This window comes from Streptomyces sp. NPDC015220 (assembly GCF_043079345.1).
GTDB lineage: Bacteria > Actinomycetota > Actinomycetes > Streptomycetales > Streptomycetaceae > Streptomyces.
In genome coordinates this window covers 161,753-180,785 of record NZ_JBIBUK010000009.1, presented here as the reverse complement: position 1 = coordinate 180,785, position 19,033 = coordinate 161,753, and the positions used below count along the sequence as shown (strand labels likewise).

Here is a 19,033-nt window from a genome sequence, read left to right as displayed (position 1 = left end):
GCGGACGGGCGCGGGGCCCTCGGCAAGCGGTGCGCTCGCCGAGGGCCCCGCTCGGTTCAGAGTGCCGCGAAGGCGACGAACTCGGTCCAAGTCGTGGGGTCCACGGCCAGTACGGCGCGGGTCGTGTCCTTCGAGTCGCGGACATGGACCCTGGCGGGGGTGGCGGCTACCTCTACGCATTCGCCGCCAGCCCCGCTGCTGTAGCTGCTCTTGAACCAGGCCGACTCAGGTACTAGCTGTTCGACGTTCATCTCTCTCCAAGCAACTTCTCGACGAAGGCCAGCGACTCGCGCGGAGTGAGTGCTTGGGCCCGAAGGAGTCCGTACTGCTCCTCGATCTCCCGGACTGGCTTCCGCGCCGTGTAGAGGCGGCTGTCCTGCTGAGCCTCCACGTACGCGATCCTCCGCCCTTCCTTCGTCTCGATCAAGGTGAACGGACCAGCCAGTCCGGCGTGCTCGTCCCGCTCAGTCGGCATCACCTGGATCTCCACGTTACGCCGCTGTCCGTTGAGCAGGATCTGCTCCAACTGCCCTCGCATGACGTTCCACCCGGCCAGTGGTCTACGCAGTACCGACTCCTCGATAACGAAGCTGAGGGTGGGCAACTGCGTGCGGCAGAAGATTTCCTGCCGGGCCAAGCGCGCTGTCACCCTCTGCTCGACCACGTCCTCATGCAGTAGAGGGCGCCAGTTGATGAACACCGCCCGCGCGTACTCTTCCGTCTGCAATAGTCCAGGCACCGCCTGGTTGGCATATACGTGAAGCTCAACCGCTTCGGCCTCCAACTTGGCCGCGTCCCGAAAGAACGCCGGATACTGAGCCCGAGCCACCTCTTCCTTGCTCGCACTCAACACCCCACCCGCCTGGAGCACTTCGTCCGCCTGGTCGATGAACCTCGGCGGCGGGATACGTCTCCCCTGCTCGAACGAGGCGATCGTCGAGGCCGAGTAACCCGTCAGCGACCCGAGCCTCGCGCGGTCCATCCCCGCCCGTTCCCGGAACAGCTTCAACTGCCGCCCAAACACGCACAGCATGCCCGTCCCGACCTCGTACTCCGGCTGCTGAACCTCGTCGTCCACGCCGTAGCTCCTCTCGTACAGCCGCCCAGTCAGCCAACTCGGAGCCCGGGAACCGGTCACGCTCGACATCACGTACAAGCGCACCGCCCGCGTGTACAGCCCGCACCCGTCAGCTCATCGCTCCTGGTCAACGCTACGCAGAGTCCGCCACGGTTGACTCCATGAAGTCAGCAACTCCCCCGAACGGGCATATGCCGCAGCACCCCACACTCGAACGCGAGTTCACCATGCGCTTCACCTCGACCCCGCGCGGTGCCCGCCTCGCCCGCCGACTCGTCTCGCACCGCCTGGACGACTGGGGCCACCCCTACACGACCCCGGTCAACGAGACGCTCACCCTCATCACGGCGGAACTCACCGCCAACGCCGTACGCCACGGCCACGTCCCCGGCCGGGACTTCCACGTCCAACTCACTCTGGCCGACGGCACCTTCCGTATCGAGGTGACCGACACCCGCACCGAGAAACAACCTCCGGCCAGCCCCCCGGCGACCGACTCGCTTTCCGAATCCGGCCGGGGCCTCCTTCTGGTCGCCGCCCTCGCGGACGACTGGGGCGTCAGTCCTCGCCCAGCAGCCCCGGGCAAGACCGTGTGGGCGGAGCTGCACGCGCAGGCAAAGGGCCACCCGCTCACGCACCGGGTGGCCCCTCAACCGACGGATGTCGATCTGCTTCTGGCTACTTCTTCGCTGCTGCGCGACGACCTCGGGTCGCGGCCGGGGGACGCCAGTTGCGGAGGTCGTCGTCGGTGAGTCCGTGCTCGCCCTGCTGCGTCTGGCGGTAACCGGCGAAGAAGTCCGCCGGGGAGCCGCTGTAGAGCATGTCGAACTCGTTGTGCCACTGGGACAGCCAGGGCTGGAGTTCCAGCAGGCCGGCGAGGAACGGGGTGATCTCCTCGGTGGACAGTGCGGTGTTGGTGAAGTAGGTCGCCAGTGCCTGCGCCTGCTCCCGGTGGTCCCAGCCGGCCCAGCCGTACAGCTCGGGGGTGGCGGCGTTGGTCTGCCCGTAGGAGATGAACCGCTCCTTGGGCACGTCCAGCTTGCCGCGCGCCTTCCAGTAGGAGGGGCGCAGGAAGTCGGCCGAGGTGTACTTCGGCGGCACGGGGATGGAGTCCCGGATCTTCCGCTTGGCCGGCTCGTCGGGAGCGGCGTCCTCCTTGCGCTGGAGGTCCCAGACCTCTTCCCAGTCTGCGCGCTTCTTCAGCCCGGAGGGCTTGTAACGCAGGGCGGAGAGGAACGGCACGTGCTCATCGGTGATCAGTTCGGCGACGACCTTCGCGAGTTCCTTGCGGGGCGCATAGAGCTTGGCCACGGAGACGAAGTCCTCGTCGCGCGAAAGCGCGTCGGTGAGGCGGGCCAGGGTAAGGATGGTCGGCTGCGCGTTCTCGTCGAACCAGAGGTCGCGGCTCTCCATCCGGTCGAGCAGCCAGGAGCGCAGGGCCTTCTCCTGGAGCGCGTCCCAGCCTTCGGTGGCCCAGCGGCGCTTGTACTCGGGCCGCTCGATCATGCCGATGGCCCGGTTCGACTCGATGGCGTCGATTCGCTTCTGGACGACCTGCCGGTAGGAGGCAGGCCAGTGGGCGGGGATCTCTGTGATGGGCGTGGAGTTGTGCCGCTTGAACCAATCGTCACTGGCCTCACCGGCAACTACGCGGCGGGCGAGAGCAATTTCGAAGGCACGCTCGCTAAGGGAAAGTTCGGGAATCTGAGGGTCGTCAGGATTCTCGGAGAGACGCAGGTCTTCCGTGTGGAGGTTGTAGAGAGAGTAGACCTGCCAGTCCAATTCTTCCTGCAAAGCAATCATGCGAGCACGAGTCGACTCCCAGCATGCCTTGGCGTTACGCAGCACATCACCCGTGGGGCTGGCCTTAGCAACGACAGTTGCAGGGCTGACCGTAGCCAAGCGCCCGGCAAGAGCGTCCAGGACAGCAGCATGACCGGTCGGATGTTCCGCAGGAAGCGGGAACTCTTGCAATTTGGTTCCGGTGAACTCATAGAAGTCCTCGAACGGAACCGTGGACTGCCGGGCACCTTTGGAGTCAACCGTACTGCCTTTGTTGTGACTCACCTGCTTGAGCCAGAATCCGGCAGTGGAGCTGTTGAGTAGCCCGAGCAATCCCAGGTAATCCTGTTCTGCACCCCCCTCACGCAACTTGACAACCGGAGCCGAGTGGTTAAGTACATTCCCACTACGCTCTAGCACAAAGTGATTGTGAGTAGCCATGAACGAAAAAGCAATTAGGTGCGGCGCTTCAATCCGGTCCGCTTTATGGAACGTGTAGTCGGACCAAGGAATGCCACGCTGCTCCTTGGTCTTCGAGAACATGAGGCCCGTGCGAAGCATTTGTCGCCGCGTCCATAGATGCCGCTCTTCGAGTGCGCGACGCCCGTCAGGTGAAGCCCCTAGGGGATAGATCGCATCAGCGCCAGGAAAGCTTCCCCAATCACGAATTCGGTCACCAACCAAGAACGGCCGAAGATTCACATCATGACTGGGAATCCAGCGAGCAAGCGGTCGTGGATAAACGAACTGGTCGTCATCTCCTGTAATAACAGAGAATCCAATCGGCTCTACGATCTCCTTGAGCTTCTTGGATGCTGACACTTCAAGCTGTTCAAGCATTTCCCGGCCACCTGCGGTAAGTACCCATGGGTGCTCACCGAAGTACCGAGTCCGCTCCATGTCGTTAACTGACACCCACTGGCTAATCGACCCAGGAGTGTCGATCTGATCGACGATTGCCCGCCAGACGAGACCATCCGCAGCATTCTCCGGCACACCGGGCTCCCCCAGCACACTGCGAACGGTACGAATGGTCGTTGAGCGTCGGCTTCCCTCACGTCGCTTGCCAACCAAGACCACGGTCGGCGTCCCATGACCTGGGATATACGCCCCGGACGTGTCGATCACCTCAGTGAGCTCTACCTCATGCGCAAAGTAACTTTCGATCAGTTTTGCACCGAACTCGCGCTTCATAAAGGAGTTCGCGGTGATCTGCCCAACCAATCCGTAACCACGATCACCCGAGTTCCCCCGCTTTGCCAACTCAAAAAATCGCTGAGCGAACGGAACCGACAGTGCATATTTTCCACTGCACGCGTCATACAGATCCCGATAGAGCTTATTGAGCTCCTTGTCTTTCACCGTAATGTACGGCGGATTTCCTACCACTACATCATATCGCCCCGACCGCAGAATTTCTGGATGTTCGTGCACATCCTCGGTCTCGTATTTGAAATCCGCGAGTTCGTCTGTCCCTGCGACTTCAGATCCGTCGAACAGGTTCCCCTGTCGGTACCGGTGCTTGATCAGCGAGTCGCCTACCGCAAGGTGAATCGGCCACTCATATTTCTCAGCCTCAGCCATGCTGCTGATTCCACTGGCCGCTATCGCAGCAATCAACAACCGGAACCGAGCAATAGCCACCGCGAACGGGTTGATGTCCACCCCGTGCACCGAGTCCAGCGCAGCCCGCACCCGCTCGTGCACATCGCGCCCCGGCTGCCCCTCCCCCCACAACCGCACCAGCCGCCGAAACGCGCCCAGCACGAAGTGCCCCGACCCACACGTAGGGTCGATCATCTTCAGTTCCTCGTACCCGAACTCCCGCACCGCCGGGTTCATCGTCCGGTCGAGAATGAACTCCTCCACGAACTCCGGCGTCTGGAGCAGCGCGTAGGTCTTCCGGGCGGCCTCGCTCAGGTCCTGGTACAGGTCGCCCAGGAACCGCGTGTCCCAGCCCTCCGTGCCGTCCTCGTTCAGCGGGTCGGTGAAGTCGTGGACGAGGACGCCCGCCTCGTCCCGCCCGCGCCAGAACTCGACCAGCTCGCGCGCACCGTCGTGCGAGAGCGGGATCTGGTACAGCGGGTTGTGCCGCTTGTCGAAGAGCAGCCGGCCCGCCTGGCCCTGGCCCAGTTCGTCGAACGCCTTCTCCAGCCACCCCCGGTAGGTCGGGTTGTCGTCCGACTCCACGTACGCGTCGTACCGCGACTCCGCCAGCTCGCGCCGGTCGCCGTCCGGTCCCGTCAGGTACGGCTCGGGGATCAGCCGGTTGTCCTCGCAGAACCGCACGAAGACGGAGCCCAGCACCCACGCCACCGCGACCTGCGTGACCCGCTCGTCCAGCCACGAGGTCCACGTCGCCGCCGTACGCCCCAGCTTGCGCGCCTTGTCGTACTCGGCCCGCAGCCGCGCGCCGACCTCACCGAGCGCCCTCACCTGCTTGCCCAGGTCGGCCTCGACCGCCTTGACCTGCTGCTTCAGGTCGTCCAACAGAGCCTTGCGGTCGATCACTTCGCGTCTCCCTCGACACCACTCGCCACAACCTCGCCGGACCCGCGATGGGCGTTGCCCACCCACGTGTCCGGAAGCTGGATCCACTCCCCCAGGCCGGCCTGGTACGGCACGGCCACCTGCCCGAGCCTCGGCTCGCGCGACGGGTCGCTCTGCGGGACCAGGAGCCACAGCCCCCGCCCGCCCCGCCGGGCCGCCGACGCCAGCCGGTGCAGGACGCCCATCGCGTCGTACCGGGCGAACACCCCGGCCTCCGTCAGCAGGACCGGGCCCGCACCGCCACTACCGCCGGCGCCCAGCAGCTCGGCGATCCGGGGCTCGACCGAGCCCCAGGCCGTGCGCGCGTACTCGGCGAACCGCACCGCGCCCTTCGAGCCCGGCTCGGCGGCGTCCGCCTTGAGCAGGGTCTCCCAGGTCGGCTTGGCGCCCGGAGTGACCTGCCCGTGCAGGGCTTCCAGGAACAGCTCGGTCACCGACACCACCTGCGCGCCCAGCCGTTCGGCGCCCAGTTCGCGAACCGCGTCCCGCACGAGCTGCTGCCGTACGGTCAGCACCCGGTACCCGTCCCGGCGGGCCGAGGCGAGGAGGCGTTCCTCCGCGCGCACCGCGCCCGCGAGCTGCGGGTCGTCCGCGTACCGGGTCACCGCGCCCGTGCGCGTCGACTGCCGCCCCGCGCCCGTCGTGAGGTAGCTGGAGGCCTCGTCCACCCGCGTGGGCAGGTAGCGCAGCGTGCCGGTGTCCTCGCGCATGCTCAGCGACAGCTCGAAGCCGGCGTCGCGCAGCGCCTTGGTGAGCGGGCCGGCGGTCGGCAGTTCGTGGGTCGTGCCGCCGCGGCCGTCCGGGACGACCAGCTCGGGGAAGCGGGAGCGGACCCGCTCGTGCACGTCCTCGCCGGTCAGGCCGGGCTGCCGGCCCTCCGGTACGCCCGGGATCCAGCGGACGAGACCGGCCTGGGTGAGACGCAGCGCCCGGACGAGCGGCAGGTCGCGCGGGTAGATCTCCAGGCGCGGAGTGGCGGCGGCGTTCAGCGACGCGGCGGCGGCCAGCTCCACCATGCGCCGCTCGTCCCAGTCGATCGCGCCGGGCGGGACCGTCAGCGCGCCCAGTTCGGCCAGGACGGTCGCGGCCGTCGGCAGGGTGTCCAGCTCGGCCAGCCGGCCGGCGGTCTTGCCGAGGCGGGTCGCGTAGTCGAGCAGACCGGGCGCGGTCGGGGTGTCCGGGGCGTCGTTCTCGCGGACGTCGAGGGCGAGCAGGCCGGCGCCCAGCGACTCGTCGGTCGCCTTGCGGTTGGGCTGGTGCTGGAACTCGGCTTCCTGCGGCACGAGTTGCTCGATCTCGACGACGGCCCGTACCGCCGCCAGGGCCATCGCGCGCCGCTGCTCGCGTCCGGCGAGGTGCGTGCCGCGCCTTACGGCGAGGGCGTCGGCGATCTCCACGGCGGAGGCGACGCGCCCCATGCCGACGAGCAGGTCGATGATCTCGTCCCGCAGTGCCTGGACGGCGGGCTCCGCCTTCCAGCGCCTGCGCTCCTCCTTGAGTATCTGCGGGATGCGGCCGTGGCTGAGGCCGAGCGCGTCGGCGACGTCCTTCTGCTTCGGCCAGACGCCGATGCCGGGCAGGACGCCGTGCTCGTCGGGCAGGCGCAGCAGCAGCCGCACCATCTCCGCCTTGTTGCGGTTGGAGCCGTTGTTGTTGACGGCCGGCACGAAGACGGTGGCGAGGGTGTCGAGGCTGACCGAGCGCAGGGTGCGCGCGGACAGCGCGCCCGCCGACTCGCTTGTCGCGAGCCGGCCGACGAGGGCGGACTCGGCGGCGGTGAGCTGCTCCAGCTCCTCCTTCGCCTCCGCCCGGCCCTTCGGCGTGAGCGGGGAGACGGGGATCTCGCGCAGCCGCTCGCCCCATTCGCGCTGACGCTGCTGGACCTCGTTGCGGGTCTTGGCGCCGAGGCCGGGGGCGTTGACGAGCTTGCGGCGGCTGTAGTCGAGGAGTTCGCCGACCGTCGTGAGGCCGAGGCCGTAGAGGAAGGACTGCGCGGTGGTCGTGAGGCCGGAGACGGTGAGCGGGGTGTCGCGGGTGACCTCGGCGGCGAGGCGGTCGCGCTGCTGCTCGGCGCTCTCCGGCTCGGCGTCCGCGATGGCCGCGGCGGCGCCCTCGGCGGGTGCGGTCCCCTCGGCGGGGGCCGCGGGGCGGGCGCGGTGGCTGGAGGGGACGGTCTGCGAGGCGTCCAGGAAGACCTTGCGCCAGGCGTCCCGCATCGGCTTCAGCTCGGGGAACCGCTTGCCCGCGTCGCGGTGCAGGGCCTTCTCGAAGAAGGCGACGAGCCCGTCCCGCACGGCCGGGTCGAAGGCCTCGGCCGCGATGGTGGGGTGCGGCCACTCCTTGTGGTCGGTCATGCGCGGCAGGACGCTGCCGTCGCCCCACTTAGGCAGCTCGCCGGAGGCCATCTGGTGCAGGGTGACGGCGACGGCGTACCGCTCGGCGTGCGAGTCGTAGGAGCCGCGGGTGATGACGTCGACGAAGGGGTCCAGGTAGCCCTCGGTGCCCGCGTCGGTGTTCTTCGCCGGGTAGCCGGCCAGCGAGAAGTCGATGAGGACCAGCTCGCGGGTGCGGTTGGGGCGGACCCGGACGGCGATGTTGTCGGGCTTGATGTCGCGGTGCCAGACGCCCTCGCCCTCCAGAAAGTCGACGGCGCCGAAGAGGTAGTCGCCGTACGCCTCCAACTGGTCGACCTGGAGGCGGCCGTGCTCGCGGAGCTGGCGGGCGACGGTCTCCTCGCGGCGGCGCGGGCGGGCCGTGCCCTCGGCGGCCTGGCCGCCGTCCTCGCGCTCGTCGCCGACGTACTCCAGCGCCAGGACGGTGCGGCCGCCGATCTGCAGCGGCTCGGGCTCGACGAGGCGGATGATGCCGGAGTGGGGGCGCAGGCGGCGCATCGCCTCGGCCTCGCGGACGAGGATCTCGCCGCGGCTGTCGGACAGGGCGACCTTCAGCACGGCCAGCGGGCGCGTCCTGCGGGTCTCCGCCTCCAGGTCGCGGACGAGGAAGGCGCGGCTGGTGGATCCGGTGCCGAGACGGCGGCGGATCTCCCACCGGCCGGCGAACACGTCGCCGGCGACGGCCTCCAGCGGGTCCTTGTCGACGGTCGTCCCGGCCTCGTCCTCGGCCTGCCCTTCGAGGGCGGCGGCGGGGGCGGTGAGGGAGTCCTCGACGATCTCCAGCAGCTCCAGGAACTCGTCGACGCTGGAGAGGCGCTGGCCGGGCCGGTAGGCGGTGGCGGCCTGCACCAGCTCGTCCACGTCCTCGGACAGGCCGTCCACCAGGGAGCTGGGGCGCAGGCCCTCGCCCGCCTCCAGGCGGGCGAGCAGCTCGGCCTGGCTGGCGGCCGGGGCCTTGCCGGTGACCAGCAGGTAGGTGAGGACGCCGAGCCCGTAGACGTCGAGGTAGACGGGGTCGGGGTGGAGGGCGGTGAGTTCCGGCGCGAGATAGGCGTCGGCGTCGTCGGACAGGTGCATGGCGGACAGGGCGGTCGGCGCGAACCGGGTCATGCCCTGGCCCTGCGAGGAGTCGCCGCTGCGCTGGGTGGCGATCTGCCAGTCGGAGATCTGCAGCTGCGGGGTGAGCCAGGCGGCCTCCTCCCCGACCGCCTGTCCCTTCCGGCCGCGCGGCCGGGGGACGACGTGGACGGAGCGGGCGGCGAGCGCGCGGTGGTGGATGCGGCTGGCGTGCGCTGAGCGCATCGTCTCGGCGAGCTGGCGCACCAGTGCCATCCGGCCGAGGATGTCCAGCTTCTCGCCGTACTGGACCAGGTACTCGTCCAGCTTCAAGGTGGCCGGGTGGTAGTCGAAGATCAGCGCGGGACCGGCGGCGTGCCCGGAGGGGAAGTACTGCTTGAGCTGGACGACGCCCGGGTGCTTGAAGCGGCCCAGCACCGCGGCCTCGCGCCGGGCGGCGTTCTCGACGGACTGGCGCAGGGAGGCGTCGGAGCCGCGCTCGCTGAGGTAGATGCGCACGCGCGCGGCCTCGGGCAGGTCGCTGTGGTCGGCAAGGTAGTCGGCCCAGGTGGGGCCGGAATCGAAGGCCTTCCGCTTCAGCTCGTAGGGGCCGACCTTGTACTGTGCGTCGCTCTTGCGGATGCCGATGCCCTTCAGGGCCGCCGCGACCTCGCGCGAGCCGACCGCGGTGACGCGACGCCGCTCGTCGGACGGGGGCTGCTTGAGCATGTCGACCAGCTCGCCGACCGTGTAGACGCCGTTCTGGTCGTGGGCGGGCAGCCGTACGCGGAGGCTGTTGTCGGTGAAGCAGACCGCCTCGGCGACCCAGACCCGCTTGGCGCCGGCCTGGGCGAGCAGCCCGGCCAGCTCCTTGGCCTTGCGGTTGACCAGGTGCAGCGGGTTGCCGTGCGTGCGGCGGTAACCACTGGGCGTGGTCTGCACCCAGGTTCCGTTCTCGGAGGTGACCGAGCCGTGCCAGTCCTTGAGTTCGATCATGCAGAGGCCGCCGGGGGCGACGACCAGCAGATCGACCTCGCGGACGTGGCCGGTGTTCGCGGTGAAGGTGAAGTTCGACCAGGCACGCCAGGGGTCGGAGTCCGGCAGTTTCTCCCGGATCGCCTCCAGGCCGCGGCGTTCGTGCTCGAACTCGGACTCGGTGACCGTGACCCACCGGCCTTCCCGCATGCCTGTCCCCAGTCGTTCGTTCCCTCGAGGCCCGTCGTTCCCCGGATACGGGCCTGTCAGAGATCCTAATGGCTGCCTGCTACGTGGGAAGACTTCGTGAAGGACAGGACTATAGGACATACCTCTGTATGACCGGACTCAGAATTCCACCCCATAGGGGCATATCGGCTTGAAGTGGTAAGTTGCCCTAAAAGTCTATGGCCGTGGCACGACCGACCAGTCGACCGTCATGTGGCGCTGTAAGCGAGTTCGGCCAGGGCGAGCGCCTGCCTCAGCGTTTCTTCGTCGCGGATCTGAATGCTCATCCTGTATTGACGATGGCCTGTGGTGAGTGCGTAGGCGTCCGACGCCAGCTTCGCGATCTCGTCGCTGTGCTGAAGGCGAAGGTTGATCAAGCCTGTCGAGGGGAAGGCATAGGCGAAACCGCCGTACTGGCTGCCCTTGCGACGGAGTCGGAGATAGCCGGTGTAGTCGAGTGGATCGCCCTCCTGCGATGTCTGGCGCTTGATGCCGTGGACTCCGACGCTCTCCCAGGAGCCGGCTACCGTCATGAACTTGATGAACTGCTGAGCAGCGGGGTTGAAGGCGAGCTGTGCCTTCACGGTGTCCTGTCCCTCCTCCGCGACTCCTGGCACCTCGCCCTCGATCAGCCGCGCGAAGTCCGCCTCGTCATCGTTATGGAGATCGGCGGCCGCCACAGGCGACTGCCGAGCCGCGTCGGCCGTAGCGGACTGCTGGTGGACGAGCTTGTGAACCAGTTCGGAGGCGTCCAACTCCTCCGGTGTGCCTTCAAAGCAGAAATAGGTGACCTTCATGGGTCCCCCCTCATGTGTCGCGTGGACTCTGCCGGCAATCGGGTGCCGGTGCACTCGAAGTGGCTCAGACTCCGTGGAAGGCCGGAGCCCAGGTCAACTGGATGCCCACCTCCTGGGCCAGTGAGATCCACCTGTCGTCTGCCGGAACCTTCTCCAGTACGAGGACTGGCCGTACGGACCGGCCGGAGACCGCGAGCCGAAGCTGATGCGCGTAGTCGAGCACCTGGCCGATGCCCAAGCGGATCTGCTGATCCTGACTCGTACCAGTCAGACTCTTCACCTCGCCGACGAAAATGTCTTTTCCGATCACCCAGCCTGCGTCGAACCGCGGGCTGTTGCGTGCGTGTGAGTGCACCTCGACACCTCTGCGGGCCAAGTGTCCGATGAGCGCTCCGACAGTGGACTCGTGGGCCGCGGTTCCCTCGTCCAACGAACTGAGATCCACGGTGAGCTCGGTCGGCTGATGCCGACTGCTCTTGCGGATGTGAAGGGGAGCGCCAAGTACACCGTACGCAGCGTGTGCGGGAACCACCACGGGGCCGCCGCCCTGCGGCGGGTGCCGCAGCTTCAGGCACGGTGCGGAGAAGCCATGAATGAGATCTCCGAAGCCATGTCCATCCACCACATGCACGTGACGGCCCTGTCCACGCTCACGCTCGGCCGCGACCAACGTGCCGCTGTAGTTCCGCCGAGTATCGGAGACCTGCTTGCCCGCGAGATCGCCGTGGACGACAAGGGTGATGCCGTTGGAGAAGTCGGTTCTGGTCGTTGCACCCCGCTGCTTGGCCCTGCGGGCACACTCCTCGCGAACCATCCACTCGCCGTCTACGACGACCTTGCCGGTGAAGCACAGGGTATGCGCCTTGAGGCTGTGAACCCATCCGTCACATGTCCGATGTGTCACCCGCACCTCCATTGGCGTTCAAGTCCAGTCTGACGCCTGAAGGGCGGCCCAGTCATGGGATCAGACGGATTGACAGGCCTGGCGCCCATGGGCAAGTGACAGCGCTTGAAATGCCTTGACGTGCATGTGCGCGAACTGCTCGGTGCAACGCCGCAAGGCGGCGGCCGGCATGGTGCCGGCCGCCGCCTTGCGGAGGGGACGCGCGTTCAGGGGTGCGCGGAGGAGTGCGGCCTCGCGTCAGTCGGTCGCGCTGCCCGCGACCCACTGGCTCCACGGCATGTTCCAGTCGCTGAAGCCGTTGTCCGGGGCCAGCTTGGCCTTGTCGTCGGAGTTCTTGACGATCACGACGTCGCCGATCAGCGAGTGGTCGAAGAACCAGGCGGCCGGCTGCTTGCCGTCGCTGCCGCCCCTGACGTCCTTCAGGCCCACGCAGCCGTGGCTGGTGTTGGCCTTGCCGAAGACCGAGTCGGCGCCCCAGTAGTTGCCGTGGATGAACGTGCCCGAGTCGGTCAGGCGCATGGCGTGGGGTACGGCCGCGATGTTGTACGAGGGCTTGCCGTCCTTCTCCGTGAGGTTGACGCTCGCCGCGTTCATGCGGATGTGCTGGAACTTCTCGGAGATGACCATCTGACCGTTGTACGTCGGGTGCTCGGGGCTGCCGGACGAGATCGGGATGGTCTTGATCGTCTTGCCGTTCCGCACGACGGTCATCTGCTTCGTCCCGGCGTCGACCGTGCTGATCTGGCTGCGGCCGACCTTGAACGTGACCGTCTTCTGGACGCCGTGGGAGGTGAGCTTGACGGTGACGGTGGAGCCGGGCTTCCAGTAGCTCTGCGGGCGGAAGTCGAGACGGCCGTCGTTGAGCCAGTGGCCGACGACTCGCTGACCGCTGCTGGAGCTGACCTGGATCTTCGACTGCACGGCGGCCTTGTCGCCGACCGCCTTGCCGAAGGTGACCGACACCGGCATGCCCACGCCGACGGTCGAGCCGTCCTGGGGGGAGACGTGCCCGATGAAGTCGTTGGCCGGGGAGACCGTGGTGATCGTGGCGTTCTCGGCCGCGGAGCGGCCCTCGGCGTCCGCGGCCTCCGCGGCGATCTGGTACTTGGTGGCCCGCTCCAGCCCGCCGTCCGGCTTCCAGGAGGTGCCGTCCGCGGACAGGGTGCCCGGAAGCACGGTGCCGGTCGCGACGGCGGTCATGGTCACCTTGGTGAGCTTGCCGTCGCTGACGGTGACCTTGACCGGGGCATTGACCCCGACATTGTGGGCGCCCTGCCCAGGCGTGATCTTTATTTGGGCGTCGGACGCGTCCTGGGCGGCGGCCTGATCCGCCGGAGCCTGCGCCTTCACGTGGTTCCCGGCGCCGTCGTTCCCGGTGGCAGCCATGGCGGTACCGCCGAGGGCCGTGACCGCGAGCACACCGCCGAGTACGCCGGCGGCGGCCGCCAACCTGGTGTGTCGTTTACGTGCCGTGATCAAACGCTTCTCCCATGCCCTTGGTCTGTGAGTCTTCGAAGCTGGCCACCGGAGGAGTGCAACCACCTTTCGCACCACTTTTACACACCGACTAGACCAAAATGGGCATAGTGTGCCGAAGGCCACGTGCCGCCGAGTGTGCCGCCCGCGACGCCCTGCCCGAAGGTCACAACCGTGCGTGACCGAACCCGGCCCGCGCCGGTACTTGCACGCAGACGCCCCGCCGACCGCCTCCTGCCCGCCGGGCACGCCCGGGTCGCCTTCGATCCGCCCGGCGCGTCCGGGTCGCTCCGGCCCGTCGGTCAGGGCGCTGTCAGGAGTGCCGTACCGTCTCCCCCTCGGGTGCCCGGTAGCAGCCGGAGGTGACCTCGATGCCGATGCTCGGGGTGGTCCGCTTGCTGTAGGCGACGATCCACACGCTCGCCTTCGCGGCGTCGTTGTCGGCGATGATGTTGAGGTTCTTGTTGGCGCTGTTGTCCTGGTAGGACCTCTTGATCACCCAGCCGCCCGTGGACAGTTTCCCCTTCAGGTTCTTCATGGCCACGTCGACGTCGGCGCCTGAGGCGGGTTTGAAGTTCCAGGGATGGTAAACCTGGAAATACGTGTCGGGGTCCCTGCCCTCGCACGCCCTCACACCCGGTCCGGGCTCTGAGGCACTGCCGGGAACGCCGAGGAAGTCGTAGATCTGGCTGGAGACGGACTTCACCTTGGCGGCCGCGTCGTCGGTCGAGGCGGTGCCCGCGTCGGGGATCTTCGTGCCGGCGTCGTCCGACGTGCCGGCGCCGGCGGTCGGGGGCTTGGTGTTGTCGTCGTCCGTCATGCCACATCCGCTGAGGAGGAGTCCGGTGAGTACGAGAGCGAGGGTGAAGGAGGCGCTGCCCAGGCGATGCCGATGAGGAGTGGTGAACGGTGCGCGGAGCATGCAGGTCCTAAGTGTCGTTCGGCAGGTCCGTGGTGGTTCGGGTGTGACTCTACGAGCCGGGGCGCGCTTTACCGGGGAGCCGTGACGTCGCCGTACTCGCCGACCACGACCAGCGCCTGGTTCTTCAGCGCCGTCGAGCCCTTGTTCCAGTACTGGCTGTGGCCCTCCGCTCCGGTGGTCGCCGACGGGCCGCTGCCCTCGGCGTCCGTGTTCATCTGATGGGCCCCGAAGATGTCGTCGCTGGGGATGATGAATGTGCCGCCGCCCAGTTTCCACTGGCTGCCGCCGTGGCCCCAGCGACCGATGTCCGGGACCTTGTCCCCGTCCGCCTCCTCGTTCCACACATGTCCCTTTGGAACGTCCATCTCCTCCGCCGAGCCGACCTTGACGCCCGGGCTGCCCGCGAAGATCACGTCGTCCGCATTGAGGTTCCCGGTCTGGGCGGCCGCCCCGATGAGGGTGGTGCCGTAGGAGTGCCCGATGGCCGTGCGGTGCGCATCGCCGGCGCCACTGTGCGAGACGTCCAAGCCGTCCATGAACTGCCGGTAGGCGGGTGCCCCGTCGTAGGCGTAGTGCTCGAACGGGGAGTCCTTGACGATGTCCTGGGGGGCGTCGTAGCCGAGCCAGGTGATGGTGGACACGGACGCGTTCGGGGTGGCTTGCTGCGTCTGGCGCCACAGTTCGGTCATCCGGTCGATGTCGCCGCCGACCTTCCCGAGGTTGGCCGTCGTGCCGGGCACATAGACCGCCTGGTTCTGGGCGGTGTCGGGGTTCCCGGTGGCCACGACCGCCCGGCCGTGGCCCTCCGGACTGAACGCGAGGAGGTACGCCTCGGGCAGCCCGCCCTCGCCCGTCTGGTCGAACCGGGTCCGGATGGCGTTCATGCCCTTCAGCGACGACTCCAGGTGCCGGTACTCGTCGCCGTACTTCTTGTCCCACTCCATCCATTCGTCGGTGTGCACCTTGGACGCCCATCCGCCCGCGTTGATCCACGTCCACTCGTTGGCGGGCGGCTTCGGGATGGAGTCGATCCGGAGCTGGTACTCGGCCTGCTTCTCGTCGAGGACGATGCGGTTGGCCTCGTCGCGGGTCTCGGACGGGAGCCCGTCCAGCCGCCCGACAACGTCCGGATGGAGCGAGAGGTAGGCCTCCCGCTCCTCGGGGCTGAGCCCCTTCCACCAGTCGGCGTTCTGCTGCGGGCTGCCGTCCTGGGGAGGGGCGGCGATGGAATCCAGGTAGTTCTTGGCCGCGTCGCGGACGCCGGCCATGTCCGACTGCGCGTCCTTGAGGTCCTGGTTGGACACAGTGAGGTCGTCGTCTGCCTTCAACGCCCGTATTCTCGGCGCCCACTTGGAGTCCGCCTCCGTCGCCTCCCTCAGCGCGGCAGTGATCCGGTCGGCGACGTCGAGGGCCTCGGCGTGGTGGGGGTTGGGGTCGAAGTGGGCGGACTGGCGGGCGATGCCCTGCACCGCCGGGTCGGTCGCCCCGCTGACCGTGCCGCCCTGGGCGGGCGTCCCGGAGCCGTCCTTCGCCGGCGCCTCCGGGTAGGTGACGCTGCCGTCCGCGTTGACCGTCAACTTCATGGCCTGTGCGTCGTCCAGGGCGGACAGGAGCCTTCTGCGAGCGGCGTCGATGTCGTGGGCGAAGCCACTCAGCGCCGTACTGACCAGTCCGCATTCGATCTGCGTGTAGTGGAAGTCGGCCGAGAGGTCCTTCAGTTCGCCGAGGGCCGCTTCGAGGGCCTGGCCCTTGAGGGACTTGCGCATGCCCGCGACGACGACATTGTCGAGGTGGTCCTTGGCCGCGCTCGCCATGTCGCTGGTGGCGCGGTAACCGTCGGCCGCCTCCTCGAACTCGGACGGCTCCAACTGCTTGAGTGTCGCGAGGTCCATGGCCGCCGCTACCGTCCGGCGTCCTGGCCGCCGACCGCGGGTGTGTCGGCGTACTTGGTCTTGATGACGCCGAACGCCGACCTGACGGAGTCGTCCGTCATCAGCAGGTCGTGTCCGACCTGTTCGAGGATCCCCTTGACGCTGCCGCAGCGCTCGCCGACGCTCTTGACGTAGCGGGCCCAGGAGTCGTACACCTCCTTCTGGGCGCCGGCGGACAGGCATCCCGAGTCCCCGCCGAGCCCCTTCTGCCCGTCGTCCAGGCGGCTCAGCGCCTTGCCCACGTTCGTCCTGAGCCCGTCGACGCCCTCCGCCGCCTTGTTCCACGCCTGTTGGGTGGACTTCACGCCGCCGGTGACGCCGCTGACCGACGGGCCGGGACCGTCACCGGCCGGATACTGATTGAGCTGCATGTGCGTCGTGTGCCGGTCGGCGGCGTCCTGCTTCAGCTGCTCCCACTCGTCCCACGCCATGCGTGGTCTCCTCCCCCGTGGCCCGGGTGCTCCCGGAACTGTCGTCCAGCTTCCCCAGTGTGCGTTGAGATCACCGCGGCCGACGCTATAGGGCGCGTGCGCTGTACCGGATCCGCGCGATCACTCAATTGGCCCCTGAGTATCCGTACCCGGACGGGGGAAGCCGAGTTCCGTCACCGCACGCGCGCGGACTCCAGCAGGAATCGGCCACTGGGCGCCTGCTGGAGGCCTCGGCGTAGCGGCTGGTCGCGAGGTCGGGGCACGGCACGTGCCTCGGCGCGCGCCCATCGGTGGTCGATACGCGCCGACGCCGGAGCGGAGGGCGGGGCACGGCCGGTGTCCGCCGCGGCCCACCAGTCGTCGAACTTCCGCCCGGCTCTCCTCGGCCGCGGAGCGGACCACGGCGAGGGCGTCGACCAGCCAGGGGAAGGGCACTGGTTCGACGACCACCGCATGGCTGGTGAAGACCATGGGGACAGCATGAGTGACCGGGGCCGGTCCTTCCAGGGGGCGGGCGCGGCGAAACCAGGGGCGTCAAGCTGCCGGGAACCGGCAGACAGGACCGTCGGTCCCCGCCCCGAGGCCCACCGGGCCCTCGAACCGAGGGCTGCTCGGCCCTACGGCACTCCATGGCGCCCTGGTGATCATTGGGCGGCGGCCGGAAGGGCCGGGGCCGGTGCCGATGTCCGCGCCCGTGCCCGCGCTCCTCCGGCGCGTCGTTCCGAGGTCGCAGCAAGCAGAGCGGGAGGCACCGTCCGGTGGACGAGGTGCGGGTACAACAGGCGACAGCAGCGGGGCCGGGAGACGAGGTCGCGCCCGGCCGCGGGCGGGAGGCGCCGCCCGCGGGCACAGGGCACGCCTCCCGCCGGCCGTCCTGGGTGCAGTGGCTGACCACCACCGACCACAAGCGGATCGGGACGCTGTATCTCGTCACCGCCTTCGTGTTCTTCGTCGTCGGTGGGGTGATGGCGCTGGCGATGCGTGCCGAACTCGCCCGGCCCGGGCTGCAGATCATGTCGAACGAGCAGTTCAACCAGGCGTTCACGATGCACGGCTCGATCATGCTGCTGATGTTCGCGATGCCGCTGTTCACCGGCTTCGCTAACTGGATCATGCCGTTGCAGATCGGCGCCCCGGACGTCGCCTTCCCGCGGCTGAACATGCTCGCCTTCTGGCTGTTCCTGTTCGGCTCGTCGATCGCCGCCTTCGGCTTCCTCACTCCGGACGGGGCCGCCGACTTCGGCTGGTTCCTCTACGCCCCGCTGTCGGACGCCGTCCACTCGCCGGGGCTCGGCGCCGACATGTGGATCATGGGTGTGGCGCTCTCCGGCTTCGGCAGCATCCTCGGAGCGGTCAACTTCATCACCACGATCATCTGCATGCGCGCGCCGGGCATGACCATGTTCCGCATGCCGATCTTCGTGTGGAACGTGCTGCTCACCGCGCTGCTCGTCCTGATCGTCTTCCCCGTGCTGGCGGCGGCGCTCTTCGCGCTGGAGTGCGACCGGAAGTTCGGCAGCCACATCTTCGACGCGGCCAACGGCGGCGCCCTGCTCTGGCAGCACCTGTTCTGGTTCTTCGGGCACCCGGAGGTGTACATCCTGGCGCTGCCCTTCTTCGGGATCGTCTCCGAGGTGATCCCGGTCTTCTCCCGCAAGCCGATGTTCGGCTACATGGGCCTGGTCGGCGCGACCATCGCCATCGCGGGACTGTCCGTGACCGTGTGGGCCCACCACATGTACGTCACCGGCGGCGTGCTGCTGCCGTTCTTCTCCTTCATGACCTTCCTCATCGCCGTACCGACCGGGGTGAAGTTCTTCAACTGGATCGGCACCATGTGGAAAGGCAGCCTCTCCTTCGAGACCCCGATGCTGTGGACCGTGGGCTTCCTGGTCACGTTCGTCTTCGGCGGGCTGACCGGCGTGATCCTGGCCTCTCCGCCGCTGGACTTCCACGTCTCCGACTCGTACTTCGTGGTGGCGCACTTCCACTACACGGTGTTCGGCACGGTGGTGTACGCGATGTTCGCCGGATTCCACTTCTGGTGGCCGAAGTTCACCGGCAAGATGCTCGACGAACGGCTGGGCAGGATCACCTTCTGGACGCTCACCGTGGGTTTCAACCTCACCTTCCTGGTGCAGCACTGGCTGGGCGCCGAGGGCATGCCGCGCCGCTACGCCGACTACCTCGCGGCCGACGGCTTCACCACCCTCAACACCCTGTCCACCATCGGCGCGTTCCTGCTGGGCCTGTCGGTCCTGCCGTTCTTCTACAACGTGTGGCGCACCGCGAAGTACGGCCGGCCGGTGAACACCGACGACCCCTGGGGGTACGGCCGTTCGCTGGAGTGGGCCACGTCCTGTCCGCCGCCCCGGCACAACTTCGCCTCCCTGCCCCGGATCCGCAGCGAGTCCCCGGCGTTCGACCTGCACCATCCGGAGATCGCCGGGGCCGACGCGGCGGACGCCGAAGCCGGGACCGCCGTGGTGGAAGCGGCGGCGAGGTAGGCC

General features: G+C 68.0%; 12 protein-coding genes. 2 read left to right on the top strand and 10 right to left on the bottom strand.

The window, feature by feature from the left end:
• Window positions 1-56: 56 nt before the first annotated feature.
• Both ACF061_RS20200 and ACF061_RS20195 read right to left on the bottom strand, forming a co-directional pair.
• Window positions 57-251 carry a DUF397 domain-containing protein gene (locus ACF061_RS20200; RefSeq protein WP_392268265.1) on the bottom strand — a complete coding sequence of 65 codons (195 nt, stop codon included), beginning with the start codon at window positions 249-251 and terminating at the stop codon, window positions 57-59.
• On the bottom strand, window positions 248-1,078 hold the full coding sequence (locus tag ACF061_RS20195; protein WP_392268264.1) for a helix-turn-helix domain-containing protein: 831 nt from the start codon (window positions 1,076-1,078) through the stop codon (window positions 248-250). The genes ACF061_RS20200 and ACF061_RS20195 overlap by 4 nt, the downstream gene beginning before the upstream one ends.
• 191 nt (window positions 1,079-1,269) lie before the next feature.
• On the opposite strand from ACF061_RS20195, the gene ACF061_RS20190 reads away from it, so the two are divergent.
• Window positions 1,270-1,830, top strand: coding sequence for an ATP-binding protein (locus ACF061_RS20190; protein ID WP_392268367.1), 561 nt, complete (start codon window positions 1,270-1,272; stop codon window positions 1,828-1,830).
• Here ACF061_RS20190 and pglX read toward each other — a convergent pair.
• The 8 genes from pglX to ACF061_RS20150 all read right to left on the bottom strand — a co-directional run bounded on the left by pglX (window position 1,757) and on the right by ACF061_RS20150 (window position 16,523).
• Window positions 1,757-5,371: a BREX-2 system adenine-specific DNA-methyltransferase PglX gene (pglX, locus tag ACF061_RS20185; protein WP_392268263.1), complete on the bottom strand. Its 3,615-nt coding sequence runs from the start codon at window positions 5,369-5,371 to the stop codon at window positions 1,757-1,759. The two genes, ACF061_RS20190 and pglX, sit on opposite strands and share 74 nt — an antisense overlap.
• Window positions 5,368-10,044 carry a BREX system serine/threonine kinase PglW gene (gene pglW, locus ACF061_RS20180; protein WP_392268262.1) on the bottom strand — a complete coding sequence of 1,559 codons (4,677 nt, stop codon included), beginning with the start codon at window positions 10,042-10,044 and terminating at the stop codon, window positions 5,368-5,370. The genes pglX and pglW overlap by 4 nt, the downstream gene beginning before the upstream one ends.
• Window positions 10,045-10,271: 227 nt before the next feature.
• On the bottom strand, window positions 10,272-10,859 hold the full coding sequence (locus tag ACF061_RS20175) for a hypothetical protein (protein ID WP_392268261.1): 588 nt from the start codon (window positions 10,857-10,859) through the stop codon (window positions 10,272-10,274).
• 64 nt (window positions 10,860-10,923) lie between these two features.
• On the bottom strand, window positions 10,924-11,763 hold the full coding sequence (locus tag ACF061_RS20170; protein WP_392268260.1) for a hypothetical protein: 840 nt from the start codon (window positions 11,761-11,763) through the stop codon (window positions 10,924-10,926).
• A gap of 237 nt (window positions 11,764-12,000) precedes the next feature.
• Entirely contained in the window at window positions 12,001-13,239 is a 1,239-nt protein-coding gene (locus tag ACF061_RS20165) for an Ig-like domain-containing protein (protein WP_392268366.1), read from the bottom strand.
• Between the two features lie 313 nt (window positions 13,240-13,552).
• Complete coding sequence (locus ACF061_RS20160) at window positions 13,553-14,161, bottom strand: hypothetical protein (RefSeq protein ID WP_392268259.1); 609 nt, start codon at window positions 14,159-14,161, stop codon at window positions 13,553-13,555.
• Between the two features lie 68 nt (window positions 14,162-14,229).
• On the bottom strand, window positions 14,230-16,053 hold the full coding sequence (locus ACF061_RS20155; RefSeq protein WP_392268258.1) for an alpha/beta hydrolase: 1,824 nt from the start codon (window positions 16,051-16,053) through the stop codon (window positions 14,230-14,232).
• Window positions 16,054-16,061: 8 nt separating this feature from the next.
• On the bottom strand, window positions 16,062-16,523 hold the full coding sequence (locus ACF061_RS20150; protein ID WP_392268257.1) for a hypothetical protein: 462 nt from the start codon (window positions 16,521-16,523) through the stop codon (window positions 16,062-16,064).
• A 758-nt stretch (window positions 16,524-17,281) separates the two neighbouring features.
• Here ACF061_RS20150 and ctaD point away from each other — a divergent pair.
• Window positions 17,282-19,030 (top strand): cytochrome c oxidase subunit I, encoded by a 1,749-nt coding sequence (gene ctaD / locus ACF061_RS20145; protein WP_392268256.1) that lies wholly within the window; start codon window positions 17,282-17,284, stop codon window positions 19,028-19,030.
• The last annotated feature ends 3 nt before the right edge of the window (window positions 19,031-19,033 follow it).